This window comes from Pseudomonas sp. (assembly GCF_048269965.1).
GTDB lineage: Bacteria > Pseudomonadota > Gammaproteobacteria > Pseudomonadales > Pseudomonadaceae > Aquipseudomonas.
In genome coordinates this window covers 58,008-84,307 of record NZ_JBLWTV010000020.1, presented here as the reverse complement: position 1 = coordinate 84,307, position 26,300 = coordinate 58,008, and the positions used below count along the sequence as shown (strand labels likewise).

The window sequence follows — 26,300 nt, the reverse complement described above, 5'->3', positions numbered from 1 at the left end:
TTCGGCAAAAGGACATTGAGATACATTAACTCTTAGGAGACGTTCGCAATGTCCTTCCGCCCCGCTCCCTTCCGCCACACGCTGCTGGCCCTGACCATCGCCTTTGCCGGCCATGCCGGGCTGGCCCATGCCGAGGTCTACCAACTGCCTGCCGGCCCTCTGGCCGCCACGCTCAACCAGATCGCCAGCCAGGCCGGCGTGACCCTGAGCATCGATCCGGCCCTGACCGAGGGCAAGAACTCGGCACCGGTCAGCGGCGACTACGAAGCCATCGAAGCCCTCGATCAGGCACTGCGTGGCACCGGCCTGCAGCTGCAAGGCGGCAGCGGTGGCACCTACAGCCTGGCCCCCGCGGCCGAAGCGGCAATGGCGCTGCCGGACGTGACCGTGACAGCCAGCGAACAGGCCGCCGAGACCGCCTGGGGCCCGACCCGTGGTTATCTGGCCAACCGCACCGCAACCGGCACCAAGACCGACACACCGTTGCTGGAAACGCCACGCTCGATCTCCGTCGCTACCCGCGAGCAGATGCAGGACCGCAAGGTGCAGAACCTCGATGATGCCGTGCGCTATATGCCGGGTGTCATCGCCAGCAGCTACGGCAGCGACAGCCGCGCCGACTGGATGAAGATCCGAGGTTTCGAACCGATCCAGATGCTCGACGGCCTGCCCCTGCCCAAGGGCAGCTACACCATGGCCAAGCTGGAAACCTGGAACCTGGAGCGCGTCGCCGTGCTGCGCGGCCCGGCCTCGGCAGTGTATGGCCAGACGCCACCCGGCGGCCTGGTGGATGCGGTCAGCCGCCGCCCGCAGGCCGAAAGCAGCCATGAAGTGCAGGTGCAGGTCGGTAATTACAATCACAAGCAGATCAGCTTCGACAGCACCGGCAAGATCGACGATGAAGGTCGCTTTCTCTACCGTTTCAGCGGCACCGGTCGCGACAGTGGCACCGTTATCGAGCACATGGACGACCAGCGTTTCAACCTGGCGCCCAGCCTGACCTGGAATATTGCCGACGACACCAGACTGACCTTCCTCGGCCAGTTCAACCGTGACGATACCGGCGGCACCAGCCAGTTCCTGCCCCTGCAAGGCACCAAGCTGGGCACGCCAGCCGGCAAGGTCGATTACAACAAGAACCTCGGTGACCCTGACTGGGAGTTCTACGACAAGACGTTCTACGCACTGGGCTATGCCTTCGAGCACCGCATCAACGATATCTGGCAGTTCAATCAGAACCTGCGCTACAGCAAGCTCGAACTGGACAACCAGATCATCACGGCTGGGGGCTCAGCATTCTCGGTCGCTGCCGACGGCACAGTCGATCGTGGCGCCAACATCTACGACGAAAACATCAGCCACTTCGCCGTGGACAACAACTTCCAGGCGAACTTCAACACTGGCGCAATCGGGCACACCCTGCTGCTCGGCGTGGATTATCTGCGCGTCAACACCGATTACCGCTGGCTGTACGGTACGGCGCCCGACAGCAACATCATTCGCCCGATCTATGGCCAGGACTTCAGCGCTGTCACCTACACCGCCTTCCAGAACTACAACCAGAAGCGCAGAAACACCGGCCTCTATCTGCAAGATCAGCTGGCACTCGACGCCTGGCGTCTGACCCTGGGCGGCCGCTGGGACCGGCTGGACACCGACTCGGTGTTCCATAACGCCAATAACGCCAAGGACAGCCGTCGCGACAGCCAATTCAGCGGCAACGCAGCGCTGAGCTACGTGTTCGATTCCGGTTTCACGCCCTACGTGTCCTATGCCGAGTCCTTCCAGGCCGAAGCGGGCGGCAACAGCGGCGCGGCGTTCAAACCCAGCACCGGCAAGCAGTACGAACTGGGCATCAAATATCAACCGCCAGGCAGCGACATGCTGTTCACCGCCGCCGTCTATGACCTGAAGCGGCAGAACATCGTCACCACCAACACCGCCGGCGCCACCGAGCCGGTGAGCGAGGTGCAAGTGCGCGGCCTGGAGCTGGAGGCTACCGGTAACGTCACCGAGAATCTCAGCCTGACGGCGTCCTACAGCTATACCAACAGCAAGATGACCGAGGTCGGTGACCCGCGCGACAAGAACCGCGCCCTGCCGCTGATCCCCGAGCATCAGGCGTCGATCTGGGCCGACTATGACTGGAACCAGGGCGTGCTGGCGGGCTTCGGCGTCGGCTTTGGCGCCCGCTTCGTCGGCTCCACCGATAACATCGCCGTTGGTAGCATGGGCTTCGCCCGTGATCCTTCCGACGGCCACAGCAGCGCCTACACCGTCTACGACGCCGCAGTGCGCTACGATCTCGGCCAGCTCGATGCCGACCTGCGTGGCGCCAGCGTATCGCTCAACGCCAACAACCTGTTCGACAAGGAATACCTTTCGACCTGCGATGGTTTCTATTGCTACGCAGGGGACCCGCGCCGGGTCACGGCCAGCCTCGATTACAAGTGGTAAGCTGCTGAAAAACAGGAGCCGCCCGATGGGCGGCTCCTGGCATTCACGTCACAGTCAGCCGGCAGTCTTCTGCAACTCGGCAGCGCCCTTGAAGAACACCAGCATCAGCGCCACGCCGGCCCCAAGCAACGGCAGCAGCGCCACCAGCATCAACAGCACGCTGGCCAGCATCAGCCCTCCGACGATATCGAGCCAGGCCATCACCTTCAGCGACGGATAGGGATATTGCAGTTTAAGCAACCGTATCCCCAGCCAGGTGGTGCAGAGCCCCGTCAGGCACAGCAGCGCCACATAACTCAGCGTCTGCCAGTCCAGCCCTGCAAACAGCTGCTCGCCGAACAGCAGGTCGGCCAGTTCCATCAGCAGGGAAACCACCAGCACGGCCCATACCGGTACGCTCAGGTTGCGCGCAGCGAAACGTACTTCGGCAAAAGCCTTGAAACGCAGCAGCAGATAGCAACCGAGTAGTGTCAGCGCCAGCCTCAGCCAGTCGGTGTAGCTAAACAGCCGTTCAGCCTCATGTGCCTCCAGCAGCGCACCGGCGAACAGCAGCCCGACTACCAGGACATTGACCACTACCGAGACCAGTGCCAGCCAGCCCAGCACCTGCAACTGCCTGGCGCTCCAGCCTGGCAACGACTGCACGCCCGTGCTATCGAGCAATTCCACCTGCGGCGCACTGTAGGGATTGTCCGGTTGCATCGCCTTTATCCTTGTTCGGCAAAAACCCGAGGCTAACCATCCGGGCAGCGCTTGACCAGACTGTACGGTTCAACCCACCGGTGGCTGTACCGCGACGCCACTGCAGCCGCGCAATAGGCTTTGCCAGTCACCGGAGAACGACCATGTCCACCGAACTGCTGCTCGCCTTCATCGCCTTCGCCTTCGTCACCTCGGTGACGCCCGGCCCCAACAACATGATGCTGCTCGCCTCTGGAGTGAACTTCGGCGTGCGCCGCAGCATTCCGCACATGCTCGGCATCAGCCTGGGCTTCATGCTGCTGGTGGCTGCCGTGGGCCTGGGTCTCGGCCAGGTATTCCAGCGCCTGCCGATGCTGCACGACGTGCTGCGCTATGTCGGCGCCGCGTACCTGCTCTACCTGGCCTGGAAGATCGCCCAGTCCGGCGCGCCGCAAAGCCAAGAGAACCCTGAAGCCAAGCCGTTCACCTTCATCCAGGCGGCGGCCTTTCAGTGGGTCAACCCCAAGGCGTGGATCATGGCCATCGGCGCCATCACCACCTACACGCCGCAGGATGGCTTCTTCAGCAACGTGCTGCTGATCGCCGCGCTGTTCGCGCTGGTCAACTGCCCAAGCGTGGGTCTGTGGACCGTCGCCGGCAGCCTGCTGCGCAAGTGGTTGAACAACCCACGCGCACTGCGCGCCTTCAACATCGGCATGGCGCTGCTGTTGGTCGCCTCGCTCTATCCCATCCTCGTCGACACTGGAATGTTCTGATGCAAGACGCCGCCCCTACTCGTCTGCGCCCACTGGCGGACACCTCCACCTCGGCCGTGGTCGCCGGCTTCATCGCCATGCTCACCGGCTACACCAGCTCCCTGGTGCTGATGTTCCAGGCCGGCCAGGCTGCCGGCCTCACCGCCGGGCAGATCTCCTCGTGGATCTGGGCCCTGTCGATCGGCATGGCGCTGTGCTGCATCGTGCTCTCGCTGCGCTATCGCGCGCCGGTGATGATCGCCTGGTCCACCCCCGGCGCCGCGCTGCTGATCACCAGCCTGCCGCAGGTGTCCTACGGTGAGGCCATCGGCGCCTACATCCTGGCCTCGGGATTGATCGTGCTGATCGGCCTGACCGGCACCTTCGACCGCCTGATGCGTCGCATCCCCGCCTCCATCGCCGCCGCCCTGCTGGCCGGCGTGCTGTTCAAGATCGGCCTGGAAATCTGCGTGGCCGCCGAGCAGCAGCCAATTCTGGTGGTTGCCATGCTGCTCGCCTACCTGCTCGGCAAGCGCCTGTGGCCGCGCTACTCGGTACTTTCTGCGCTGATCGTCGGCAGCGTGCTGGCCGGGGTCTTCGGCCTGCTGGATTTCAGCGACTTCCAGCTGCAACTGGCCACGCCTGAATGGACGGCGCCAAGCTTCTCGCTGGCCGCCGCCATCAGCATCGGCATCCCGCTGTTCATCGTTGCCATGGCCTCGCAGAACCTGCCGGGCATGGCCGTATTGCGCGCCAATGGCTACGACGTGCCAGCCTCACCGCTGCTGACCAGCACCGGCCTGGTGTCGATTCTGATGGCGCCGTTCGGCAGCCATGGCATTCACATGGCGGCCATCAGCGCCGCCATCTGCGCCGGCCCGGAGGCCCATGAGGACCCACGCAAGCGCTACACGGCGGCGGTCTGGTGCGGGGTGTTCTACGCCATCGCCGGCACCTTCGGCGCCACCCTCGCTTCGCTGTTCGCGGCGTTGCCGGCGGCGTTGATCCTGTCCATCGCCGCACTGGCGCTGTTCGCTTCGATCATCGGCGGCCTGACCCAAGCCATGAGCGAGCCCAACGAGCGCGAAGCGGCACTGATCACCTTTCTGGTCACCGCCTCCGGCATGAGCCTGGCCGGCGTCGGCTCGGCCTTCTGGGGTATCGTTGCTGGCCTGTTGACCCTGGCGATCCTCAACGCCGGCAAACGCTAGCCACCCCGTACGGAAAAGCTCTGCAAGACCGCCCCGGATTGCATCCGGGCCATGGTTCCGGGGCAGCAGTAGGGTGCGCCGTGCGCACCTCCAGCCACGCGGCCTTTCCGGTGCGTGCAGCGCCCCCTAGCGTTCGGCCACCGCGTCGTGGGCCAGTTCGGTGCCATGCACGCGGTTGACCCACAGCCCGAACAGCGCTGCGGTCACGAACATGATCAGGCTATAGATGGCCGCCGGAATCGCCATGGTCGGGTTGTTCAGCAGCGCCGGGCTCAGGGCCAGGGCGATGGCCAGGGTGCCGTTGTGGATGCCGATCTCCATGGCGATGGCAATGGCCTGGCGCAGATTGAGCTTGAGCAGCCTGGGTACGCAGTAGCCTACCGCCATGCTCAACAGGTTGAACGCCAGTGCCGCCCCACCCACCGACGGCGCGTATTCCACGAAGGTGCGCCAGTCCTTGGCCACTGCCAGCAGGATGATCAGCAGCAGGAACAGCGCCGAGATGATCTTCACCGGCTTCTGCATGCGCTCGGCGAAGTCCGGAAACCGGCTGCGCAGCCACATGCCGATGGCCACCGGGCCGAGGACGATCACGAATACCTGCACCACCTTGGCGAACTGCAGCGGGATGGCCTGATCGGCAGACATGAAGTACGCCAGCGACAGGTTGACGATCAGCGGCATGGTCAGAATCGCGATCACCGAGTTGACGGCGGTGAGGGTGATGTTCAACGCCACGTCGCCGTGAGCCAGATGGCTGTAGAGATTGGCGGTGGTGCCACCCGGCGAGGCCGCCAACAGCATCAGACCGACGGCCAGTGCCGGCGCCAGGCCAAAGGCATTGGCCAGGAAGAAGCACGCCAGCGGCAACAGCAACAGCTGGCAAGCCAGGCCGATCAGCACGGGTTTGGGGAATTTGGCCACGCGGGCGAAATCGGCCAGGCTCAGTGACAAGCCAAGCCCGAGCATGATGATGCCCAGCGCAGCGGGAAGGAAAAACGTCAGCAAGGGATCGGCGGTCATTATTGTTATCGCTCCAGTTGAACCTGGCAGGATTGTGCTGAGTCAGGACCACTGCGGACAGTGGCCCTGCGAGCCAACCTTAGCCTGCTTGCAGACGACCGGGATAGAGCCTTTATATCGCCGTGGCCCCGCCGTCCACCGCCAACGCCTGGCCGGTGGTGAATGCCGCGTGGTCGCTGCACAGATAGAGCACGGCAGCCGCGATCTCCTCGACCTTGCCGATGCGCCCGACGGGGTGCATGGCGGCGGCGAACTCGGCCTTCTTCGGATCGGCTTCATAGGCGCGGCGGAACATGTCGGTGTCGATCACGGCCGGGCAGACTGCATTGACTCGCAGCTTCTTCTTGGCGTACTCGATCGCTGCAGATTTGCTCAGACCGATCACCGCGTGCTTGGAGGCCGCGTAGATGCTCATCTTTGGCGCCGCACCCAGGCCGGCCACCGAAGCGGTGTTGACGATGGCGCCGCCGCCCTGGGCCAGCAGCAAGGGGATCTGGTGCTTCATGCACAGCCACACGCCCTTGACGTTGACGCCCATGATAGCGTCGAACTCGGCTTCGTTGCCGTCGGCCAGCTTGCCCTGTTCGATCTCGATACCGGCGTTGTTGAAGGCATAGTCCAGGCGGCCGTACTGCGCCACGGTGGCGTCCATCAGCGCCTTGACCTCGGCATCACGGGTCACGTCGCAACGCACGAAGCAGGCCTCGCCGCCGGCCGCACGAATCAGCTCGACGGTGCCCTCGCCGCCGGCCACATCCACGTCGGAAACCACCACCTTGAGCCCTTCGGCAGCGAAGGCCTGGGCGGTGGCACGGCCAATACCGGCGGCAGCGCCGGTGACCAGGGCAACCTGGCCGGAGAACGTCATGCTCATGTCTGCTTCCTCGCAGCGATTCTTGTTGAATTGGCGAGGAGTCTAGCCAGGCGGCCGCACGCAGAGCAGCACTATCAGGCTCTGGAGTGGCGAGTCATGCAGGGCGCTGATGGCGACTCCACCAGCGCGGTGCCGCGATCAGCGGGTAGGGACAGATCGGACGGCATATCAGACAGCCCCGGAGTTCATCCGGGCTACAGGGCTCAGCCTTGCAGTTCGGCAACCACCGCAGCCAGTGCCTGGGCCGGATCGGCAGCCTGGCTGATCGGGCGACCGATCACCAGATAATCGGAGCCAGCATCCAGCGCCTGACGCGGGGTGAGGATGCGTTTCTGGTCATCGGCGCTGCTGCCGGCAGGACGAATACCCGGTGTCACCAGTTGCAGCTGCGGCTGTGCGACCTTCAGCGCGCTGGCTTCCTGCGCCGAGCAGACCAGGCCATCGAGCCCGGCCTCGGCAGCCAGCCCGGCCAGACGCAGCACCTGTTCCTGCGGCGGCACGTCCAGGCCGATGCCGGCCAGGTCCTGCTGCTCCATGCTGGTCAGCACCGTCACGCCGATCAGCAGCGGCTTGGCGCCCGCGAGCTTGTCCAGCTCGTTACGACAGGCCGCCATCATGCGCAGACCACCGGAACAGTGCACGTTGACCATCCACACGCCCAGCTCCGCAGCGGCCTTGACCGCCATCGCCGTGGTGTTGGGAATGTCATGGAATTTCAGATCGAGAAACAGCTCGAAACCCTTGGCCTGCAGCGCCTCGACCACCTGCGGACCACTGCGGGTGAACAGTTCCTTGCCGACCTTGACCCGGCACAGCGCCGGATCGAGCTGAGCGGCCAGCGCCAGAGCGGCATCACGGCTGGGAAAGTCGAGGGCGACGATGATCGGGGTTTGGCAGACAGGCATGGGGTGGGTCTCGAACAGGATGAAAAACGCCGCGCATTGTAGCGCAAAGCATCCTGTCACTGGTCGCGGCCGAAGTCCCTGTCCAGGGCAATCGCGCTATGCGTTCAGGGACCCGAGGATGCTGCATCGGTAGGGCGGGTGAAACCCGCCAATCGCCTCTGGCGGGTTTCACCCGCTCTACGAATCTGGCCTTGCCCCGTAGGAGCGGCTTCAGCCGCGAAAGCTCAGGGCAGCCAAACGGTCAGGCGATCAGCCGCTCACGCAGACGCCCGAGCATGCCCATCAGGCTGCCCACTTTCTCCTGCTCACGCTCGTCACGCGGCACCTCGGCCAGGCGAGTAACCACCTGCTGTGGTTGAGCGCGCCAGATCAGCGCCTGTTCGGCAGCGGCCTTCAAACCCTTCTCGAACAGACCACGACGAATCGGCTTGGGCAGGTAGCGGAAGATCTGCGCCTCGTTGACCAGACGCAGCAGCGCCTGGGTGTCCTGAAATGGCGTGACCACCAGGCTGAGCAGGCGCGGGTGGGCTTGCGCCAGGGTCTTGAGCAACGGCGCGGTGTCTTCGCCGGCCAACTTGAGGTCACTGACCAGAATGTCCGCGCCTTCGTTGTTGAGCTGCAGCATGGCTTCGGCCAGATTGCGTGCGCGCAGCAGGCGATGCCCGCCCACGACGCAGAACTCGCCAACGACGGCAAGCGTGTCCGGCTCGTCGTCCAGCAGCAGCACCGACAGCGGTGCACTCAACCCTTCGCTGGCGACAGCTTGCAGCGGCTGCGCCTGGCGAACGGCCAGCTCAGCCGCCTGGCGCAGGGTGAAGGCCATTTCCTGTTGGTCCCAGGGCTTGGTCAGGTAGCGGAAGATGCCGCCGTTGTTCAACGCCTCCACCGCAGCATCCAGATCGGAATAACCAGTCAGCAGGATGCGCAGCGTGTTCGGCGCAATCTCGCGTGCCTCGGCCAGCAGTTGCGCCCCACTCATCTGCGGCATGCGCTGATCGCTGACCAGCACATGGATATCTTCTTCACGCAGACGTTGCAGCGCGCGCAGCGGATCGCTCTCGGTCAGCACCTCGTAGTGACGGCGAAACTGCAGGGCAAGGCTGCGCAGAATGCGCTCCTCGTCGTCGACGAAGAGAATGCGAACGGGTGCGGACATCAGGCGCTCCTTTTCATGGCGACGGTAGCGGGCAATGGCAGGCTGACAAGAAAACGCGTGCCACGCCCGGGCTCGGAGGCGACGCGAATCTGGCCGCCGTGGTCCTGGACGATCTTGTAGCTGATGGACAACCCGAGGCCGGTGCCCTGGCCGACAGGTTTGGTGGTGAAAAAGGGATCGAAGATCTTCGCCATGACGTCCGGCGGCATGCCACGGCCGTTGTCCTGCAGCGACACATGAACGCCCTGGGCATCGGCCCAGCTGCGGATCTGGATGCGTCCCAGACCATCGATGGCCTGTGCAGCGTTGGTCAGCAGGTTGAGCAGCACCTGGTTGATCTGTGAGGGCGCACAGGCAATGCGCGGCAGCTCGCCGAGCTGCTGCACCACTTCGACCTTGTCCTTGATGTGGTTGCGGGCGATCAGCAGCGCGCTGCGGATGCAGTCGTTGAGGTCGACCTCCTCACTCATGGCGCGGTCGAGACGGGCGAAATCCTTGAGGCCAACCACCAGCTCGGCAATCTGTTCCAGGCCATACAGGGTGTCGCCATAGAGCTGCTGCAGGTCCTCGGCAAGCAGCTCCGGCGCCGCCTGCTGGCGAGCCTGTTCGGCGGCCTGCAGGGCCTGGGCGAGGCTTGCTTCGTCGCAATCCGGGTCGCTCAGGCATTGACCCAGTCGCGCCTGCGCGGCGGCCAGTTCGAACAGCGGCTCGCTCAGCTCGCGCAGCAGTTGCACGTTGTTCTTCACGTAGCCCAGCGGCGTATTCAGCTCATGGGCGACGCCGGCGACCATCTGCCCGAGCGACGCCATCTTCTCCGACTGCAGCAGTTGCGCCTGGGATTCCTTGAGGTCCACCAACGCCTGGCGCAGCACACGATTGCGCTGGGCAACGCGCGCTTCCATGGCCTTGAGCAAATCCAGCACCGTGCCCAGACCGCAATATTCACCCTGGGCATCGATCAGGATGAAGTCCTCGGTGATCGGGTACTGCAACTGCGCGGTAACCTGCTTGGCAGCCTCTTCCAGGCTGGTTTCCAGGCTGACGATCAGCGGCGCCTGGTTCATCACCTCGCCCACCGGGTGGCGACCGCGCAGGTCGCGTCCAAAGCGCTGCATGAAGATGTCCTGCAGGGTGGCGCGACTGACCAGGCCAAGCGGCCGGTTGTGCTCATCGACCACCGGCAGAGAGAGAAAGGCGCGGTGCTCAGCCGCCAGGAACAGATCGGCAACCTCGTTGATATTCATCGCAGCGGCAAGCGGCGTAACGGCTCGCATCAGCGATTGCAGCGCTCTGGCATGGGTCACGAACGGCCTCCCCGTGCGATCGGAAAGCCGACATTCAAACAGCACCAAGTTGCCATCATGTGACAGACATCACGATGCCGACGCGCTAATCTGATGCACCAGTCTCAGCCCTGCACCGTTTTCAGGCTTCCGAGATATTCGGCCGCGCCTGCGGACCACCAATCACCGGCGGCAAGCCCGCTGGCATGAGCACTGCACGGCAAGCACATCCTCTTGCAACGGGTCGCAGCCATGCCCTATCAAACCACCATCGGCAGCCTGGTCTACCGCTTCGCGGACCTCAAGACGCTGCTGGCCAAGGCCAGCCCGGCGCGCTCCGGCGACTACCTGGCAGGACTGGCTGCCGCTAGCTACGAAGAGCGCATGGCGGCCAAACTGGCCCTGGCCGAGGTGCCGCTCACGCGCTTTCTCGACGAGGCGCTGATTCCCTACGAGCAGGACGAAGTCACCCGTCTGATCATCGACAGCCATGACGCCGCCGCCTTTGCCCCGATCAGCCACCTGAGCGTGGGCGACCTGCGCGACTGGCTGCTGCTGGAGAAGACCGACAGCGCACGCCTGGCAGCCGTGGCCGCCGGGCTGACACCGGAGATGGTGGCCGCCGTGAGCAAGCTGATGCGCAATCAGGACCTGATTCTGGTGGCGCGCAAGTGCCAGGTGATCACGCGCTTTCGCAACACCCTGGGCCTGCCCGGTCATCTGGCCGTGCGCCTGCAGCCCAACCACCCCACCGATGACGTGCGCGGTATCGCCGCCAGCATGCTCGACGGCCTGCTCTATGGCTCCGGCGACGCCACGGTCGGTATCAACCCGGCCAGCGATTCGCTGCCGACGCTGATGCGCCTGTGGCAGATGATGGACGAGGTGCGCCAGCACTTCGAAATCCCCATGCAGAGCTGCGTGCTGACCCACGTCACCACGCAGATACAGGCCATCGAAGCTGGCGCGCCGATCGATCTGGTATTCCAATCCATTGCCGGCACCGAAGCCACCAACGCCGGCTTCGGCGTATCCCTGGCTATCCTGCGCGAAGCCCATGAAGCCGCGCTGTCACTGGGGCGCGGCACCCTGGGTGACAATGTCATGTACTTCGAAACCGGCCAGGGCAGCGCGCTGTCGGCCGGCGGCCACCATGGTGTCGACCAGCAGACCTGCGAGGCCCGCGCCTATGCCGTGGCCCGCGAATTCCGCCCGCTATTGGTCAATACCGTGGTCGGTTTCATCGGCCCGGAATACCTCTACGACGGCAAGCAGATCATCCGCGCCGGCCTGGAAGACCACTTCTGCGCCAAGCTGCTCGGCCTACCGATGGGCTGCGACGTCTGCTACACCAACCACGCCGAAGCCGATCAGGACGACATGGACAGCCTGCTCACCCTGCTCGGCGCGGCCGGTATCAACTTCATCATGGGCATCCCGGGTGCCGACGACATCATGCTCAACTACCAGAGCACTTCGTTCCACGATGCGCTGTACCTGCGCCATGTGCTGGGCCTGAAACGCGCACCCGAGTTCGATGCCTGGCTGGCGCGCATGGCCATTACCGAACCGGGCGGCCGACTGCGTGAGATCGGTAGCGCTCATCATCTGCTCAAGCAGTTGCCACAGATCTCCGGAGCAGCCTGATGAAGGATATCGACCTGATCCAGCACAACCCCTGGGACGAGCTGCGCGCGCATACCTCGGCACGTATCGCGCTTGGCCGCGTCGGTTGCAGCCTGCCCACCCGCGAGGTGCTGAAGTTCGGCCTGGCCCATGCCCAGGCGCGCGATGCCGTGCATCGCCCGCTGGACTTCGGCGAACTCAAGCACCAACTGCATGCGGCGGGTTTTCGCACCCTGAAAGTACGCAGCAACGCCGAAGACCGGCAGACCTACCTGCTGCGCCCGGATCACGGCCGTCATCTGCACGGCGACTGCCAGGTGCAACTGCAGCACGAACTGCCCGCCCCTGAAATCGCCATCGTGCTGGCCGATGGCTTGTCGGCCGTCGCCGTGCAGCGCCACGCCCTGCCGCTGCTGCAAGCCTTCCGCGAGCGCTTCGACACCGACTGGGCCAACACTCCGGTGGTGCTGGCCGAGCAAGGCCGCGTGGCAATTGGCGATGGCATAGGTGAAGCGCTGCGCGCGCGTCTGCTGATCGTCATGATCGGCGAACGTCCTGGCCTGACCTCGCCGGACAGCCTCGGTCTGTACCTGACCTACGCACCGCGCGTAGGCTGCCTGGACAGCGCACGCAACTGCATCTCCAATGTGCGTCCCGAGGGTCTGCCCTACGAGCTGGCAGCACACAAACTCGACTACCTGGCGCGCCAGGCGCTACGCCTGCAACTGAGCGGCGTGCAGCTCAAGGACGACAGCAACCTGCGCCCGGTCCTACAGGCAGACTGACAAGAACCTGAACGCGCGTTATGGTGACAGCTCCATTCCTTGTGAGGAGTCGTCATGCCCTGGTACGTCTGGCTGCTGCTGGTGCTGGTATTCGGCTCGGTGATCGGCAGCCTGCTGGTGCTGCGCAGCAGCGCCAAGAAAATGCCCCTGAGCGAAGACCAGCTCGAACGCATGCGCAAGCGCGCCATCGAGCAGGAAGCCAAGGACGAGAGCGAGCGTCAGCGCTGAACGCACTCGTCCCGTCAGGTAACGCCAAGACTGCCCGCAACGCAGCCTGCTAGCAGGTGGATGAAAAACGTAGGCGACGACTGCATGGATGCAGGAGCCAAAGCCGAGGTAGTTTTTCGACTGCCTGTTAGACTGCGCGCCTTCTCAGGAGGAGGTGCCATGCCCCTGCATCTGCGCTTGCTGCTCCCTGCTCTGACCCTGGCGCTGGGCACCGGCCTGGGTTTCATCCACCCCCTCGGCCTGCTGCTGGGCAGCGCATTCGTCATCGTCCTGTTGGCCGGACAATCGCGCCTGCCCAACTGGCTGTGGCTGCCTCTGATCCTGCTCGGCGCAATCGCCCTGGCGGCGCACCTCATACCCGGCTTCAGCCCCTGGCAGTTGTGGCAGCCACGTCTCATCAGCCACGATGCTGCTCCCTATGGCCTGCGCCTGTCCTGGGACAAACTGCTGTTGGGCAGCGCCCTGCTCGCCTGGTGGCTGGGGCAGCCACGCAGCCCTGTGATTTCGCAGAAACATGCCTGGCTGACGTGCGTCGCCACCCTGCTGCTGGTGCCGCTATTGGCCATGGCGCTGGGCCTGGTCACCTGGCAACCCAAATGGCCGCAGGGCCTGCTGCTGTGGCTGGCGGTCAATCTCGGCGTAACGGTGCTGGCGGAGGAATTGCTCTTTCGCGGCCTGCTCCAGACCGCCCTGATCAAGCGCCTGGGCATCTGGCCTGGCTTGCTGTTGACGGCGGGTCTGTTCGGCTCGGCGCATCTGCCCTTCAGCACGCTATTCGCCGTGGTGGCGACCTGCGCGGGGCTGGGTTATGGGCTGGCCTTTCATTGCAGCGGCCGCCTGAGCCTGGCCATCGCCCTGCACACAGCGGTCAATCTTCTGCATATATTGCTGTTGAGCTATCCGCTACGTCTGGCGTGACGGCAATGCGGTAAGGCGAAAAGATGCGTTGCAGCTCGCCTTTCGCCCTCAACTGCTCGAGCAGGGCGGCGAAACGTTCAGGAGTTATCGGTGCGCCGGCGCGAATCATCGCATGATGGCGATAGACCTGATCGACACGCTCGGAGATCAGTAACTGCCGTGCATACTCGCGATTGCGCTCGAGAAAGTCATAGAGATTGGAGCGTGTCACCAGCGCGACATCGGCGCGCCCGCGTATCACCATCAGCAGGTTGCTGTCGTGGGAGTGACCAAGGCTGGCATTGAAGGCGCTGGTAAGGAACTCCGGGTCGCTGTTGAACTGGGCAAAACCGTAGTGATAGCCGCGATAAAGCGCCAGGCGCTTGCCTTCGAGCTGCTCGAAGTAACGCTGGTCGCGCAGCGCCTCGTTCCTGGCGACGAACAACTCAGCATCTTCCAGCCTCATATCGACGGCTTCAGCGTCGATGTCCTGCCAGCCCCATTGCGGATTCTCGAAAATCGCCATATCGATACGCCCACGCTGCAGATCGCTGAAACGACGCACGATGGCGGTGGGCAACATGGTGAAGTGGTATTCGCTCTGCTCTCGATTGAGCGCTTCGAGCAGCTGCGGTAGCAGGCCACTGGAGTCGTGCAGGTTGGACTTGATCACATAGGGGGGGAAGTGCGCGCCACCGACCTTGACCACGTCGGCCGCATGCAGAGGATCCACCAGCAAGAGACACAAGGCACCCAAACATCCATGAAACCAGCACCGCGCATGCCGCATGTCGAGTCCCCAAAAAATTCCTTCTCTCAGTGAGCTGCACACTACTCCAGTCTCTCCTGACCGACCAGATGGATTTTCACTCTACTGACACTTTGTTACCCAATGTCAGACGATAGCGCCCAAGTAGCTTGGTTAGTTCACCACTGGCCTGCAGCCGGTTCAACAGTTCGGCAACTTCGGCCGGGCTCAGCGGCCCCTTGGGCCGCAGCAGCACCTGGTGGTGATAGAGCTGATCGGGGCGATCGGAAACCAGAAAATCGGGCAGCATTTCCGGGTGCCGATCCAGAAACAGCTCCAGATACGAGCGCGTCACCACGGCGATATCGACGCGTCGCGCCAGGAGCATGCGCAGGTTACTGTCGTGGGAATAGGTCAGCAGCGCGTTGAACTGCCGCGCGAGGTAGTCAGGGTCGGCGTCGAAACTGGCGAAGCCGTAGTGATAGCCGTTGTAGAGCGCCATGCGCTTGTCGCTGAAATTCTCGAAATAGTCCTGCCCACGCCCCGGCTCCGCCGCAGCGACATAGACTTCCGCATCGTCGATATCCAGCCCCAGGGCCAGGTATGACGTGCCCTGCCACCCCCAGCGACTGGACTCGAAGAACATCAGATCGAAGCGTCCGCTTTCAAGGTCGCGGTAACGGCGGGTCGCCGACGTTGGCACCAGCACGAAACGGTATTGCTGCTGCGACGCGTTGAGCGCGCGCAACAATTCGGGCACCAAACCTTGCGGATAGGATGATTCGGGCTTGTCCAGATAGGGCGGGAAGTGATAGCCGCCGACGCGTATTTCCTGCAGCGCAACGGCAGCAGGTACATGCAACAGCCACAGACAGCACAACAGGCAAAAGGCTAGTGCGCGCAAACTCGACCTCTCGTCACGGATGACAACGCGGGAGTACCCCAACGCCCGTGTTCGAGCCGAAAACCGGCAGATGCTCCTATCCTAGCCTCAGGCTTCCTTGCATACCAATGACAATGCTTCTTCGGCCAACTGATCCAGCGTCATGGGTCCCTGCGAACGGAACCAGGTATTGGTCCAGCTCAGCGCACCGGTGAGAAAACGCCGCTGAATGAAGGGATCGCCCCTGAAGTAACCGGCCTCACGCGCCTCGCCCAGCACCGCCAACCAGATCTGCTCGTAGGTATCACGCAGGGCCAGTACCTGTGCCTGCCCCTCTTGCGAAAGCGAACGCCATTCGTAGACCAGCACCGCCATGGCCTCGCCGGTACCGCCCATGATCGATTGCAGCTCGCAGCGGATCAGCGCCAGCAGCCGCTCGCGGGTGCCCTGCGCCTCGGCCAGTGCAGCGCGCATCAGGGCGGTGTTGTAAACGATGGTTTCCTCCATCACCGAGCGCAGGATTTCGTCCTTGCTCTTGAAGTGGTGAAAGATGCTGCCCGACTGAATGCCGATGGCAGCGGCCAGATCGCGCACCGTGGTGCGCTCGTACCCCTTGCTGCGGAACAGGTGGGCGGCCATCTGCAACAGCTTGCCGCGGGCACTGTCCGGATCGGTTACCTGGCCGCTGGCGACCAGTTCCTGCATCACGGCCTGGGCTCTGTGTTCGTCCACGCTGACTTCTCCCCTGATTGCCCTGCACGGCGATTGTTCTGATGAATTCTCTATGCTGCCGGCAAGTGCTTGTCTTGCTTGACGAAATGTATGCGGCGAGAGCTGACCAAGCAAGCGCTTGGGCGCATTTTTGGCCGAATTGGCGTCTTTCGCCACTTTTAAACCAAGCGCTTGCTTGGTAGTGTGAGCTCACCTTCTCAATGTGTGACGGGCCAATTCCAATGAGCAAAACCGTACGCATCGGCTGCGCCTCCGCGTTCTGGGGCGACACCTCCACTGCTGCCGCCCAGCTGGTTCATGGCGCCGAACTGGATTACCTGGTGTTCGACTACCTGGCCGAGATCACCATGTCGATCATGGCCGGCGCCCGCATGAAGAAGCCTGACGATGGCTATGCCCGTGATTTCGTCGAGGTGCTCACGCCGCTGCTGGGCGAGCTGGCGGCGAAGAAGATCCGCGTCATCAGCAACGCCGGCGGGGTCAACCCGATGGCCTGTGCCACCGCCCTGAGCACTGCCTGCGAGCAGGCCGGCGTGCAACTGAAGATCGCCGTGCTGCACGGCGACAACCTGCAACCCAAGCTTGGCGAGCTGGTCAAGGCCGACACCCGCGAGATGTTCACAGGCGCCGCGCTGCCGCCCTTCTGCGTGTCGGTCAACGCCTACCTGGGCGCGCCGGGCATCGTCGCCGCGCTGGAACAGGGCGCCGACATCGTCATCACTGGCCGCGTGGTCGACAGCGCCGTGGTCAGCGCCGCCCTGGTGCACGAGTTCGACTGGGCCTGGAGCGATTACGACAAGCTGGCCCAGGCCGCGCTGGCCGGGCACATCATCGAATGCGGCGCGCAGTGCACCGGTGGCAATTTCACCGATTGGCGCGACGTAGCGGATTACGAGCACATCGGTTTCCCCATCGTCGAAGTCGAAAGCGATGGCCGTTTCGTCGTGACCAAGCCCGAGGGCTCCGGCGGCCTGGTCACGCCTTTTACCGTTGGCGAGCAGATGCTCTACGAGATCGGCGACCCGCGCGCCTATCTGTTGCCGGACGTGATCTGCGACTTCACCCTGGTCGAACTGCGCCAGGTCGGCGACAACCGCGTGCAGCTGCAGGGCGCGCGCGGCCTGCCGCCTAGCGATCAGTACAAGGTCAGCGCCACGCACCCGGACGGTTTTCGCTGCACTGCCAGCTTCCTGCTCGCGGGTATCGATGCCGTGGCCAAGGCCGAGCGGGTCAGCCAGGCGATCATCAACAAGACCGAAGAGATGTTCGCCGAGCGTGGCTGGGGCCGTTACCAGGAGGTCAGCGTCGAGCTGCTCGGCAGCGAGGCCACCTATGGCGCCCACGCTCAGCACCAGGACAGCCGCGAGGTGGTGGTGAAGATCGCCGCACGCCATGCCAGGAAGGAGGCGCTGATCCTCTTCTCCCGCGAGATCGCCCAGGCCGCCACCGGCATGGCGCCGGGCCTGACCGGCATCGTCGGCGGGCGCCCTACCGTCTACCCGGTGATCCGCCTGTTCAGCTTCCTGGTGGACAAGAGTGCCTGCGCCTTGGGCGTCGAGATCGATGGCGAGCGCCAGCCGGTCGCCCTGCCCCAGGTCGATGCCTTCGACCCGGCTCAACTGCGCGCACCGGCCGCGCTGCCCGTGCCCATGGGCGAAGCGGACGCTACCGTACCGCTGATCCGCCTGGCCGTGGCGCGCTCCGGCGACAAGGGCAACCACAGCAATATCGGCGTGATGGCCAGAAAGCCCGAATACCTGGCGTGGATAGCCGCTGCGCTGACACCCGAAGCCGTGGCCAGCTGGATGGCACATACCCTGGATGCCGAGCAGGGTCGCGTCAGCCGCTGGTACCTGCCGGGCAGCCACAGCCTCAACTTTCTGCTGGAGAACGCGCTGGGCGGTGGTGGCGTCGCCAGCCTGCGCATCGACCCGCAGGGCAAGGCCTTCGCTCAGCAACTGCTGGAATTCCCGGTACCGGTGCCCGGGGCGCTGGCCGGGACCTTGACTGGTGCGCACGGCGCACCCTACACCCCGTAGGGTGCGCTGCGCGCACCGGTATCACTCAGGACAACCAGAACAATGAGCTACGACTCCGTATTCAAACCCGGTCTTTTCAATGATCAGACCAGCCTGGTCACCGGCGGTGGCAGCGGCATCGGTCGCTGCGTGGCCCACGAGCTGGCCTACCTGGGCGCCCATGTGGTGCTGGTCGGGCGCAAGCAGGAAAAGCTGGAGAAGACCTGTGCCGAGATCATCGAAGACGGCGGCAGCGCCAGCTTCCAGGTCTGCGACATCCGCGACGAAGACGCGGTAAAGGCCATGATTGCTGCAGTGATCGAGGAGCGCGGGCGCATCCATCAACTGGTCAACAACGCCGGCGGCCAGTTCCCGGCGCCGCTGATCGGCATCAACCAGAAAGGCTTCGAGACCGTGGTGCGCACCAACCTGGTGGGCGGTTTTCTGGTGGCCAGGGAAGTCTTCCTGCAGAGCATGAGCAAGCACGGTGGCGCCATCGTCAACATGCTCGCCGACATGTGGGGCGGCATGCCCGGCATGGGCCACTCGGGGGCGGCGCGGGCGGGCATGGAGAACTTCACCAAGACCGCCGCCTACGAATGGGGCCACGCTGGCGTGCGGGTCAACGCCGTGGCGCCGGGCTGGATCGCCTCCAGCGGCATGGACACCTACCCCGAGTCGATGAAGAACATGATCCGCAACCTCAAGGATCACGTGCCGCTGCAGCGCATCGGCAGCGAGTCCGAGGTAGCCGCAGCCATCGTCTTCCTGCTCAGCCCCGGCGCCAACTTCATCAGCGGCAACTGCATCCGCATCGATGGCGCCGCCAGCCAGGGCACCCGCGCCTGGACGCTGGGCAAGGCGAGAAACAGCGAGCCCTACAACGGTTTCCATCGGGCCTATGTGCCCGATGTATTGAAAGATCAGGAGTAAGGCGATGCCCGTGATCCAATCGGAAATCGATGTGCATGGCGACGCCTTCGCGCAGAACCGCGAGGCCATGCTGGCGGCCATCACGGCCTTCCGCGACGTCGAGCAGAAGGTGCAGGACAAGGCGCAGGAAGCCAAGGCCAAGTTCGAGAAGCGCGGCCAGTTGCTGCCGCGCGAACGCATCAACCTGCTGCTCGATGCCGGTGCGCCGTTCCTCGAGCTGGCCTCGCTGGCCGGCTACAAGCTGCATGACGACAAGGACGGCAGCCAGGCCGGCGGCGGCCTGATCGCCGGCATCGGCTACATCGCCGGCGTGCGTTGCCTGGTAATTGCCAACAACAGCGCGATCAAGGGCGGCACCATCTCCCCCAGCGGCCTGAAGAAATCCCTGCGCCTGCAGCAGATCGCCTTCGAGAACAAACTGCCGGTGGTGACCCTGGCAGAAAGCGGCGGCGCCAACCTCAACTACGCCGCCGACATCTTCGTCGAGGGTGCGCGCGGTTTCGCCAACCAGGCGCGCATGTCGGCCATGGGCCTGCCGCAGATCACCGTGGTGCATGGCTCCAGCACCGCCGGCGGGGCCTATCAGCCCGGCCTGTCGGACTACGTGGTGGTGGTACGCGGCAAGGCCAAGATGTTCCTCGCCGGCCCACCACTGCTCAAGGCCGCCACCGGCGAGATCGCCACCGACGAGCAACTCGGCGGCGCCGAGATGCACGCTCAGGTCGCCGGCACCGCCGAGTACCTGGCCGAGAACGACGCCGACGGTGTGCGCCTGGCGCGTGAGATCCTCGCCATGTTGCCCTGGAACCAGCAGCTACCGGCGCGTCCGGCGAAAACCTGGCGCGAACCGCTGTACCCAGCCGAGGAACTGCTCGGCCTGGTACCGGCCGACGCCAAGAAGCCCTACGACGTGCGCGAGATCATCGCGCGCATCGCCGATGGCTCGGCGTTCCTCGATTTCAAGAACGAGTTCGACAGCCAGACCGTCTGCGGCCACTTGCAGATCGAAGGCCTGGCCTGCGGCTTCATTGGCAACAACGGCCCGATCACCCCGCAGGGCGCGGCCAAGGCAGCGCAGTTCATCCAGCTGTGCGAGCAGAGCAACACACCGATCCTGTTCTTCCACAACACCACCGGTTTCATGGTCGGTACCGAGTCGGAGCAGAACGGCGTGATCAAGCACGGCTCGAAGATGATCCAGGCCGTGGCCAACGCCACCGTGCCCAAGCTCACCATCGTCGTCGGCGGTTCCTACGGCGCCGGCAACTACGCCATGTGCGGCCGAGGCCTCGACCCGCGCTTCATCTTCGCCTGGCCCAACAGCAAGACCGCCGTGATGGGTGGTGCCCAGGCCGGCAAGGTGCTGCGCATCGTCACCGAGGACAAGCACACCAAGGAAGGCAAGGAAGCCGATCCGAAAATGCTCGACATGCTCGAGCAAGTCACCGCGCAGAAGCTCGACAGCCAGTCCACCGCGCTGTACGGCACCGCCAGCCTGTGGGACGACGGCCTGATCGACCCGCGTGATACGCGCAAGCTGCTGGGCTTCTTGCTGGACATCTGTGCCGAGGCCAACCTGCGTCCATTGAAGAAAAGCAGCTTCGGCGTGGCGCGATTCTGACCGTAGGGCGGGTGAAACCCGCAAAGCATGCGGCGGGTTTCACCCGCCCTACCGACCCATTCGATACGGAGTACAACAACAATGATCTTCACCCAGGAACACGAAGAACTCCGCCGTACCGTCCGCAACTTCGTCGACAAGGACATCAATCCGCACGTCGATGCGTGGGAAAAGGAAGGCCGCTTCCCCATCCACGACATCTTCAGGAAGGCCGGCGAGCTGGGCCTGCTGGGCATCTCCAAGCCGGAGAAATTCGGCGGCATGGGCCTGGATTACAGCTATTCGATCGTTGCTGCCGAAGAGTTCGGCACCATTCACTGCGGCGGCATCCCCATGTCCATCGGCGTGCAGACCGACATGTGCACCCCGGCCCTGGCGCGCTTCGGCTCCGATGAGCTGCGCGAAGCGTTCCTGCGCCCGGCCATTACTGGCGAAATGGTCGGCTGCATCGGCGTCTCCGAAGTCGGTGCCGGCTCCGACGTGGCCGGTCTGAAGACCACCGCGCGCAAGGACGGCGACGACTACGTGATCAACGGCAGCAAGATGTGGATCACCAACTCGCCGTCAGCCGACTTCATCTGCCTGCTGGCCAACACCAGTGACGACAAGCCGCACGTCAACAAATCGCTGATCCTGGTGCCGATGAAGACCCCGGGCATCACGGTGAGCCCGCACCTGGACAAGCTCGGCATGCGCAGTTCGGAAACCGCCCAGGTGTTCTTCGACAACGTGCGCGTGCCACAGCGCTATCGCATCGGCCACGAAGGCGCCGGCTTCATGATGCAGATGCTGCAGTTCCAGGAAGAGCGCCTGTTCGGCGCGGCCAACATGATCAAGGGCCTGGAGCACTGCGTCGACACCACCATCGACTACTGCAAGCAGCGCCACACCTTCGGTCAGCCGCTGATCGACAACCAGGTCATTCACTTCCGCATGGCCGAGCTGCAGACCGAGATCGAGTGCCTGCGCGCGCTGGTGTACCAGGCCACCGAGCAATACGTGAAAGGCCGCGACGTGACCAAGCTGGCATCGATGGCCAAGCTCAAGGCCGGGCGCCTCGGCCGCGAGGTGTCCGACGCCTGCCTGCAGTACTGGGGCGGCATGGGTTTCATGTGGGACAACCCGGTGTCGCGCGCCTACCGCGACGTGCGCCTGGTCAGCATTGGCGGCGGTGCCGACGAAATCATGCTCGGCATCATCTGCAAGCTGATGGGCATCCTGCCGGGGAAGAAAAAATAACGTCGCGCAGCGACGGCCCGAAGGGTGGCCGCCAGGGACGGCAGGCCATAAGGAAGGTTTGATCGTAGGGGGGATCACGCTTTATCGATCCACCATGACGGTGGACGTAAAAAGCGACGTCCACCCTACGCACCGTAGGAGCGGCTTCAGCCGCGAATCACCGAAATCAAAGGTGTATCCATGAACGACCTGCCCCACTGCGACACCCTGCTGCTCGACCTCGATGCTGGTGTGCTGCACATCACCCTCAACCGTCCGGACAGCCGCAATGCCATGAGCCTGGCCATGGTCGGCGAACTGCGCGCGACCCTCGAAGCCGTGCGCCATGACCCGAACGTGCGCGCCCTCGTGCTGCGCGGTGCGGGCGGCCATTTCTGTGCCGGTGGCGATATCAAGGACATGGCCGGTGCCCGCGCCAAAGGTAGCGATGCCTACCGCGCGCTGAACCGCGCCTTCGGTGCGCTGCTGGAAGAGGCCCAGGCCGCGCCGCAGGTGCTGGTGGCGGTGCTGGAAGGCGCCGTGCTCGGCGGCGGTTTCGGCCTGGCCTGCGTGTCCGACGTGGCCATCGCCGCCAGCGGCGCCAAATTCGGCCTGCCGGAGACCACACTGGGCATCCTGCCGGCGCAGATCGCCCCCTTCGTCGTGCATCGCATCGGCCTGACCCAGGCCCGCCGCCTGGCCCTGACCGCCGCCCGTTTCAACGGCCTTGATGCCCTGCGCCTGGGCCTGGTGCATTACTGCGAAAGCGATGACGCCGCCCTGCAGCAGCGCCTGGACGAGACCCTGGAACAGATTCGCCAATGCGCGCCACAGGCCAACGCCCAGACCAAGGCCCTGCTGCTGGCCAGCGAACGCGAAGCGCTCGGCCCGCTGCTCGACCGCGCCGCCGAACAGTTCGCCACTGCAGTGACCGGCACCGAGGGCGCCGAAGGCACTCTGGCCTTCGTGCAGAAGCGCAAGCCGAAGTGGGCTGCAGATTGACTCTGTTGGAGGGCCCGGCGGCGCTCCGCTTCAGCCGCGACCTGTAGCCTCGTCGCGGCTAAAGCCCCTCCCACGCAAACCAGAACCTAGGGTGGGTCGGGGCGCGCAGCCGTCGCTCTTCACATCCACCAATGACACAAACGGTGGATCGATGAAGCGCGATCCACCCTGCGCCAGAACACCCTAGCCCGGATGCAATCCGGGGATCGTCCCACAGGAGCACGAAGATGCCCGCATTCAACAAGATCCTCATCGCCAACCGTGGCGAGATCGCCTGCCGGGTGATGCGCACCGCCCTCGAACTCGGCTACCGCACCGTGGCGGTGTACTCCGAGGCCGATGCCGATGCCCGTCACGTGCAGATCGCCGACGAAGCCGTGTGCATCGGCCCGGCACAGGTGAGCCAGTCTTACCTGCGCATCGACGCCATCATCGAGGCCGCGCGCAAGACCGGCGCCGACGCCATCCACCCCGGCTATGGCTTCCTCTCCGAGAACGCCGACTTCGCCCGCGCCTGCGAGGCGGCCGGTATCGTCTTCATCGGCCCGACCGTAGAGGCCATCCACCTGATGGGCAGCAAGCGCCTGTCCAAGATCGCCATGCTGGAAGCCGGCGTGCCCTGCATTCCCGGTTACGAAGGCGCCGCCCAGGATGACGACACCCTGGTCCGCGAAGCCGAGCGCATCGGCTACCCGCTGATGATCAAGGCCAGCGCCGGTGGCGGCGGCCGTGGCATGCGCCTGGTACATGAATCCTCCGAACTGCTGGGGCAGATCCGCACCGCTCGCTCGGAGGCGCAGAACGCCTTCGGCTCCGGCGAGCTGATCCTCGAACGCGCGGTGATCCGCCCACGCCATGTGGAAATCCAGGTCTTCGGCGACCAGCACGGCAGCATCGTCTACCTTGGCGAGCGCGACTGCTCGGTGCAGCGTCGCCACCAGAAGGTGGTCGAGGAAGCGCCCTGCCCGGTGATGACGCCCGAGCTGCGCCGCGCCATGGGCGAGGCGGCGGTGAAGGCGGCGGCTTCGGTCAACTACGTTGGCGCCGGTACCGTGGAGTTCCTGCTCGACGCCAGCGGCGAGTTCTTCTTCCTGGAAATGAACACCCGCCTGCAGGTGGAGCACCCGGTCACCGAGCTGATCACCGGGCAGGATCTGGTGGCCTGGCAGATTCGCACGGCCTCCGGTCTGCCCCTGCCGCTGCAGCAGGACGAAATCCGCCTCAGCGGCCACGCCATGGAGGTGCGCCTGTACGCCGAGGACTCGGCCGCCGGCTTCCTGCCGCAAACCGGCCAGGTGCTGCGTTGGGAGCCCGAGCTACTGGCCGGCGTGCGCATTGATCACGGTTTGGTCGAGGGCCAGGCGGTCACGCCCTTCTACGACCCGATGCTGGCCAAGGTCATCGCCTACGGCGAAACCCGCGACGAAGCCCGGCGCAAGCTGGTGCGCGCCGTAGAGCAATGCGTGCTGCTCGGCGTGAACGGCAACCAGCGCTTCCTCGCCAACCTGCTCAAGCACCCGCAGTTCGCCGCCGGCAACGCCACCACGGCGTTCATCGCCGAGCATTTTGCCGCCGATCCCAGCCTGCACCCGCACAGGGCCAGCCTGGCCGAGCTGGCCATGGCCGCCGCCCTGCTCTATCAGGCCTCGGCCAACGCCCGCGCGCACCAGCCCGGCCTGTCCGGCTGGCGTAGCGCGGGCAGCGCGCCCTGGCGTTTCGTTCTCAAGCAGGGGGAGCACAGACACGCTGTGGAACTGGACGTGCTCGCCAGCGGCCCACAAGCGCAGCTTCGCGTGCACCGGGGTGAAGAGCAGCTGTCTGTGCGCCTGCTGGCCAGCGACGGTCGTTGGCTGACCCTGGAACTGGACGGCGTGCGCCGCCGCCAGGCCTACCACATCGAAGGCGAGCGCCTGTGGCTCTACGGTGAACACGGCAACCTGGAACTGCTGGACGTCACCCACGAGCCGGCCGGCGGGCAGGACGCCGCCAGCAGCGGCGCGGTAAAGGCACCGATGGATGGCGCCATCGTCGACGTGCTGATCGCCGAAGGCGACAGCGTGAGCAAGGGACAATTGCTGGTGGTGCTGGAGGCGATGAAGATGGAGCACCCGCTCAAGGCCGGTGTCGACGGTATCGTCCGTCGCGTTGGCGTGAGCCGGGGCGAGCAGGTCAAGAACCGTCAGTTGCTGGTGGAAATCGAAGCGGCTTCGTAGGGTGCGCGCGCACCTGGATTGACAGGCGGTGCGCACGGCGCACCCTAAGTGTTCGAACAACAAGAGGAACGCCCATGTCACTTTCCGGCAAGACCCTGTTCATCACCGGCGCCAGCCGTGGTATCGGCCGCGAGATCGCCCTCAAGGCCGCCGCCGATGGCGCCAACATCGTCATTGCAGCCAAGAGCGCCGAGCCGCACCCGAAACTGCAAGGCACCATCTTCAGCGTCGCAGCCGAGGTCGAAGCCGCTGGCGGCAAGGCCCTGGCGTTGCAACTGGACGTGCGTGACGAACAAGCCGTGGCAGCAGCCATGGCCAAGGCCGCCGAGCATTTTGGCTGTATCGATGCACTGATCAACAACGCCGGGGCGATCAAGCTGGTGGGCGTGGAGAAACTGGAACCCAAGCGCTTCGACCTGATGTACCAGATCAATACCCGTGCGGTGATGGTCTGCAGCCAGGCGGCGCTGCCGTACTTGAAGAACAGCAGCTCCGCTGCGGGGAAACAGAGCTCGGGCGGGCACATCCTCAACCTCTCTCCGCCGCTCAACCTCGATACCAGGTGGTTCGCCCAGCACGGCCCCTACACCGTCACCAAGTACGGCATGAGCATGCTCACCCTGGGCATGAGCGAGGAATTCAAGAAGTACGGCATCAGCGTCAATTCACTGTGGCCGAAGACCATGATCGCCACCGCCGCCATCGAGTTCGAACTGGGCAGCCGCGACGCCTTCAAGCGGGCACGCACCCCGGCGATCATGGCCGACGCGGCTCATGCGATCCTGGCCAGTCAAGGCCGCAGCATCACCGGGCGCCTGCTGATCGACGAGGACATCCTGCGCGAACAGGGCATCAGCGACTTCGAGCAATACCGTTTCGATCCTGCTGGCGGCAGCCTGATACCGGATCTGTTCGTCGATTGAGTCAATCTTCGGCTGCTCATCGGGCCTGCAGCAAATACCGAATGTGCGCCTGAAAGAAGTCAGGCACAATGCCACTACATGCCAGGCATGTCAGGAAGCCGTATGCAGGGAAGTGCAATCTGAACCCT

Annotated in this window: 23 protein-coding genes; 14 read left to right on the top strand and 9 right to left on the bottom strand. The window is 64.5% G+C overall.

What is annotated here, in order from left to right:
* Positions 1-48 precede the first annotated feature (48 nt).
* The gene (locus ACN0X6_RS20025; protein ID WP_417706660.1) at positions 49-2,457 is read left to right on the top strand and encodes a TonB-dependent siderophore receptor; all 2,409 of its coding nucleotides are present in this window, start codon (positions 49-51) and stop codon (positions 2,455-2,457) included.
* A gap of 54 nt (positions 2,458-2,511) precedes the next feature.
* Here ACN0X6_RS20025 and ACN0X6_RS20020 read toward each other — a convergent pair whose 3' ends face one another.
* Positions 2,512-3,159 carry a hypothetical protein gene (locus ACN0X6_RS20020; RefSeq protein WP_417706658.1) on the bottom strand — a complete coding sequence of 216 codons (648 nt, stop codon included), beginning with the start codon at positions 3,157-3,159 and terminating at the stop codon, positions 2,512-2,514.
* A gap of 143 nt (positions 3,160-3,302) precedes the next feature.
* Here ACN0X6_RS20020 and ACN0X6_RS20015 point away from each other — a divergent pair, with 143 nt between their 5' ends.
* Complete coding sequence (locus ACN0X6_RS20015; protein WP_417706656.1) at positions 3,303-3,914, top strand: LysE family translocator; 612 nt, start codon at positions 3,303-3,305, stop codon at positions 3,912-3,914.
* The gene (locus ACN0X6_RS20010) at positions 3,914-5,104 is read left to right on the top strand and encodes a benzoate/H(+) symporter BenE family transporter (protein ID WP_417706654.1); all 1,191 of its coding nucleotides are present in this window, start codon (positions 3,914-3,916) and stop codon (positions 5,102-5,104) included. Before ACN0X6_RS20015 ends, ACN0X6_RS20010 begins: the two co-directional genes overlap by 1 nt.
* Before the next feature lie 126 nt (positions 5,105-5,230).
* Here ACN0X6_RS20010 and ACN0X6_RS20005 read toward each other — a convergent pair whose 3' ends face one another.
* The 5 genes from ACN0X6_RS20005 to ACN0X6_RS19985 all read right to left on the bottom strand — a co-directional run bounded on the left by ACN0X6_RS20005 (position 5,231) and on the right by ACN0X6_RS19985 (position 10,336).
* Entirely contained in the window at positions 5,231-6,127 is an 897-nt protein-coding gene (locus tag ACN0X6_RS20005; RefSeq protein ID WP_417706653.1) for a bile acid:sodium symporter family protein, read from the bottom strand.
* Positions 6,128-6,239: 112 nt separating this feature from the next.
* Complete coding sequence (locus ACN0X6_RS20000) at positions 6,240-7,001, bottom strand: SDR family oxidoreductase (protein WP_417706651.1); 762 nt, start codon at positions 6,999-7,001, stop codon at positions 6,240-6,242.
* A 203-nt stretch (positions 7,002-7,204) separates the two neighbouring features.
* Positions 7,205-7,906 carry an orotidine-5'-phosphate decarboxylase gene (pyrF, locus tag ACN0X6_RS19995; protein WP_417706650.1) on the bottom strand — a complete coding sequence of 234 codons (702 nt, stop codon included), beginning with the start codon at positions 7,904-7,906 and terminating at the stop codon, positions 7,205-7,207.
* 241 nt (positions 7,907-8,147) lie between these two features.
* Positions 8,148-9,065 (bottom strand): response regulator, encoded by a 918-nt coding sequence (locus tag ACN0X6_RS19990; protein ID WP_417706687.1) that lies wholly within the window; start codon positions 9,063-9,065, stop codon positions 8,148-8,150.
* Positions 9,062-10,336, bottom strand: a complete 1,275-nt coding sequence (locus ACN0X6_RS19985; RefSeq protein ID WP_417706685.1) for a sensor histidine kinase — start codon at positions 10,334-10,336, stop codon at positions 9,062-9,064. Before ACN0X6_RS19985 ends, ACN0X6_RS19990 begins: the two co-directional genes overlap by 4 nt.
* 261 nt (positions 10,337-10,597) lie before the next feature.
* Between ACN0X6_RS19985 and ACN0X6_RS19980 the strand changes: the two genes are divergently transcribed.
* The 4 genes from ACN0X6_RS19980 (at position 10,598) to ACN0X6_RS19965 (ending at position 13,902) form a co-directional block, all read left to right on the top strand.
* Entirely contained in the window at positions 10,598-11,992 is a 1,395-nt protein-coding gene (locus ACN0X6_RS19980) for an ethanolamine ammonia-lyase subunit EutB (protein ID WP_417706648.1), read from the top strand.
* Positions 11,992-12,756, top strand: coding sequence for an ethanolamine ammonia-lyase subunit EutC (gene eutC / locus ACN0X6_RS19975; protein WP_417706646.1), 765 nt, complete (start codon positions 11,992-11,994; stop codon positions 12,754-12,756). Before ACN0X6_RS19980 ends, eutC begins: the two co-directional genes overlap by 1 nt.
* Before the next feature lie 54 nt (positions 12,757-12,810).
* Positions 12,811-12,984 carry a DUF2897 family protein gene (locus ACN0X6_RS19970; RefSeq protein WP_417706644.1) on the top strand — a complete coding sequence of 58 codons (174 nt, stop codon included), beginning with the start codon at positions 12,811-12,813 and terminating at the stop codon, positions 12,982-12,984.
* 159 nt (positions 12,985-13,143) lie between these two features.
* Positions 13,144-13,902, top strand: a complete 759-nt coding sequence (locus tag ACN0X6_RS19965) for a CPBP family intramembrane glutamic endopeptidase (RefSeq protein WP_417706643.1) — start codon at positions 13,144-13,146, stop codon at positions 13,900-13,902.
* Here ACN0X6_RS19965 and ACN0X6_RS19960 read toward each other — a convergent pair.
* The 3 genes from ACN0X6_RS19960 to ACN0X6_RS19950 all read right to left on the bottom strand — a co-directional run bounded on the left by ACN0X6_RS19960 (position 13,853) and on the right by ACN0X6_RS19950 (position 16,244).
* Positions 13,853-14,671 carry a substrate-binding periplasmic protein gene (locus tag ACN0X6_RS19960; protein WP_417706641.1) on the bottom strand — a complete coding sequence of 273 codons (819 nt, stop codon included), beginning with the start codon at positions 14,669-14,671 and terminating at the stop codon, positions 13,853-13,855. The two genes, ACN0X6_RS19965 and ACN0X6_RS19960, sit on opposite strands and share 50 nt — an antisense overlap.
* Positions 14,672-14,747: 76 nt before the next feature.
* Positions 14,748-15,533, bottom strand: a complete 786-nt coding sequence (locus ACN0X6_RS19955; RefSeq protein ID WP_417706683.1) for a substrate-binding periplasmic protein — start codon at positions 15,531-15,533, stop codon at positions 14,748-14,750.
* 87 nt (positions 15,534-15,620) lie between these two features.
* Complete coding sequence (locus tag ACN0X6_RS19950) at positions 15,621-16,244, bottom strand: TetR/AcrR family transcriptional regulator (protein WP_417706639.1); 624 nt, start codon at positions 16,242-16,244, stop codon at positions 15,621-15,623.
* A gap of 221 nt (positions 16,245-16,465) precedes the next feature.
* On the opposite strand from ACN0X6_RS19950, the gene ACN0X6_RS19945 reads away from it, so the two are divergent.
* From ACN0X6_RS19945 to ACN0X6_RS19915, 7 genes are all read left to right on the top strand, one after another.
* Positions 16,466-18,283, top strand: coding sequence for an acyclic terpene utilization AtuA family protein (locus ACN0X6_RS19945; RefSeq protein WP_417706637.1), 1,818 nt, complete (start codon positions 16,466-16,468; stop codon positions 18,281-18,283).
* Between the two features lie 42 nt (positions 18,284-18,325).
* The gene (locus ACN0X6_RS19940; protein ID WP_417706635.1) at positions 18,326-19,195 is read left to right on the top strand and encodes an SDR family oxidoreductase; all 870 of its coding nucleotides are present in this window, start codon (positions 18,326-18,328) and stop codon (positions 19,193-19,195) included.
* 4 nt (positions 19,196-19,199) lie between these two features.
* Positions 19,200-20,816: a geranyl-CoA carboxylase subunit beta gene (gene atuC, locus ACN0X6_RS19935; RefSeq protein WP_417706634.1), complete on the top strand. Its 1,617-nt coding sequence runs from the start codon at positions 19,200-19,202 to the stop codon at positions 20,814-20,816.
* Positions 20,817-20,897: 81 nt separating this feature from the next.
* Positions 20,898-22,055, top strand: coding sequence for a citronellyl-CoA dehydrogenase (atuD, locus tag ACN0X6_RS19930; RefSeq protein ID WP_417706633.1), 1,158 nt, complete (start codon positions 20,898-20,900; stop codon positions 22,053-22,055).
* A gap of 180 nt (positions 22,056-22,235) precedes the next feature.
* Positions 22,236-23,036 (top strand): isohexenylglutaconyl-CoA hydratase, encoded by an 801-nt coding sequence (gene atuE / locus ACN0X6_RS19925; protein ID WP_417706631.1) that lies wholly within the window; start codon positions 22,236-22,238, stop codon positions 23,034-23,036.
* A gap of 227 nt (positions 23,037-23,263) precedes the next feature.
* On the top strand, positions 23,264-25,249 hold the full coding sequence (locus ACN0X6_RS19920) for an acetyl-CoA carboxylase biotin carboxylase subunit (protein WP_417706630.1): 1,986 nt from the start codon (positions 23,264-23,266) through the stop codon (positions 25,247-25,249).
* A gap of 74 nt (positions 25,250-25,323) precedes the next feature.
* Positions 25,324-26,172 carry an SDR family oxidoreductase gene (locus ACN0X6_RS19915; protein ID WP_417706628.1) on the top strand — a complete coding sequence of 283 codons (849 nt, stop codon included), beginning with the start codon at positions 25,324-25,326 and terminating at the stop codon, positions 26,170-26,172.
* Positions 26,173-26,300: the final 128 nt, after the last annotated feature.

What these genes read in the sequence shown, in the direction of transcription:
- ACN0X6_RS20015 (WP_417706656.1), top strand. Translation starts at nt 3,303, where the DNA reads ATGTCCACCGAACTGCTGCTCGCCTTCATCGCCTTCGCCTTCGTCACC.
- atuE (WP_417706631.1), top strand. Translation starts at nt 22,236, where the DNA reads ATGAACGACCTGCCCCACTGCGACACCCTGCTGCTCGACCTCGATGCT.
- ACN0X6_RS19945 (WP_417706637.1), top strand. Translation starts at nt 16,466, where the DNA reads ATGAGCAAAACCGTACGCATCGGCTGCGCCTCCGCGTTCTGGGGCGAC.
- ACN0X6_RS19960 (WP_417706641.1), bottom strand. Translation starts at nt 14,671, where the DNA reads ATGCGGCATGCGCGGTGCTGGTTTCATGGATGTTTGGGTGCCTTGTGT.
- ACN0X6_RS20000 (WP_417706651.1), bottom strand. Translation starts at nt 7,001, where the DNA reads ATGAGCATGACGTTCTCCGGCCAGGTTGCCCTGGTCACCGGCGCTGCC.
- ACN0X6_RS19985 (WP_417706685.1), bottom strand. Translation starts at nt 10,336, where the DNA reads ATGCGAGCCGTTACGCCGCTTGCCGCTGCGATGAATATCAACGAGGTT.
- ACN0X6_RS20010 (WP_417706654.1), top strand. Translation starts at nt 3,914, where the DNA reads ATGCAAGACGCCGCCCCTACTCGTCTGCGCCCACTGGCGGACACCTCC.
- atuC (WP_417706634.1), top strand. Translation starts at nt 19,200, where the DNA reads ATGCCCGTGATCCAATCGGAAATCGATGTGCATGGCGACGCCTTCGCG.
- ACN0X6_RS19915 (WP_417706628.1), top strand. Translation starts at nt 25,324, where the DNA reads ATGTCACTTTCCGGCAAGACCCTGTTCATCACCGGCGCCAGCCGTGGT.
- ACN0X6_RS20020 (WP_417706658.1), bottom strand. Translation starts at nt 3,159, where the DNA reads ATGCAACCGGACAATCCCTACAGTGCGCCGCAGGTGGAATTGCTCGAT.
- ACN0X6_RS19980 (WP_417706648.1), top strand. Translation starts at nt 10,598, where the DNA reads ATGCCCTATCAAACCACCATCGGCAGCCTGGTCTACCGCTTCGCGGAC.
- ACN0X6_RS19940 (WP_417706635.1), top strand. Translation starts at nt 18,326, where the DNA reads ATGAGCTACGACTCCGTATTCAAACCCGGTCTTTTCAATGATCAGACC.
- pyrF (WP_417706650.1), bottom strand. Translation starts at nt 7,906, where the DNA reads ATGCCTGTCTGCCAAACCCCGATCATCGTCGCCCTCGACTTTCCCAGC.
- ACN0X6_RS19920 (WP_417706630.1), top strand. Translation starts at nt 23,264, where the DNA reads ATGCCCGCATTCAACAAGATCCTCATCGCCAACCGTGGCGAGATCGCC.
- eutC (WP_417706646.1), top strand. Translation starts at nt 11,992, where the DNA reads ATGAAGGATATCGACCTGATCCAGCACAACCCCTGGGACGAGCTGCGC.
- ACN0X6_RS19965 (WP_417706643.1), top strand. Translation starts at nt 13,144, where the DNA reads ATGCCCCTGCATCTGCGCTTGCTGCTCCCTGCTCTGACCCTGGCGCTG.
- atuD (WP_417706633.1), top strand. Translation starts at nt 20,898, where the DNA reads ATGATCTTCACCCAGGAACACGAAGAACTCCGCCGTACCGTCCGCAAC.
- ACN0X6_RS20025 (WP_417706660.1), top strand. Translation starts at nt 49, where the DNA reads ATGTCCTTCCGCCCCGCTCCCTTCCGCCACACGCTGCTGGCCCTGACC.
- ACN0X6_RS20005 (WP_417706653.1), bottom strand. Translation starts at nt 6,127, where the DNA reads ATGACCGCCGATCCCTTGCTGACGTTTTTCCTTCCCGCTGCGCTGGGC.
- ACN0X6_RS19970 (WP_417706644.1), top strand. Translation starts at nt 12,811, where the DNA reads ATGCCCTGGTACGTCTGGCTGCTGCTGGTGCTGGTATTCGGCTCGGTG.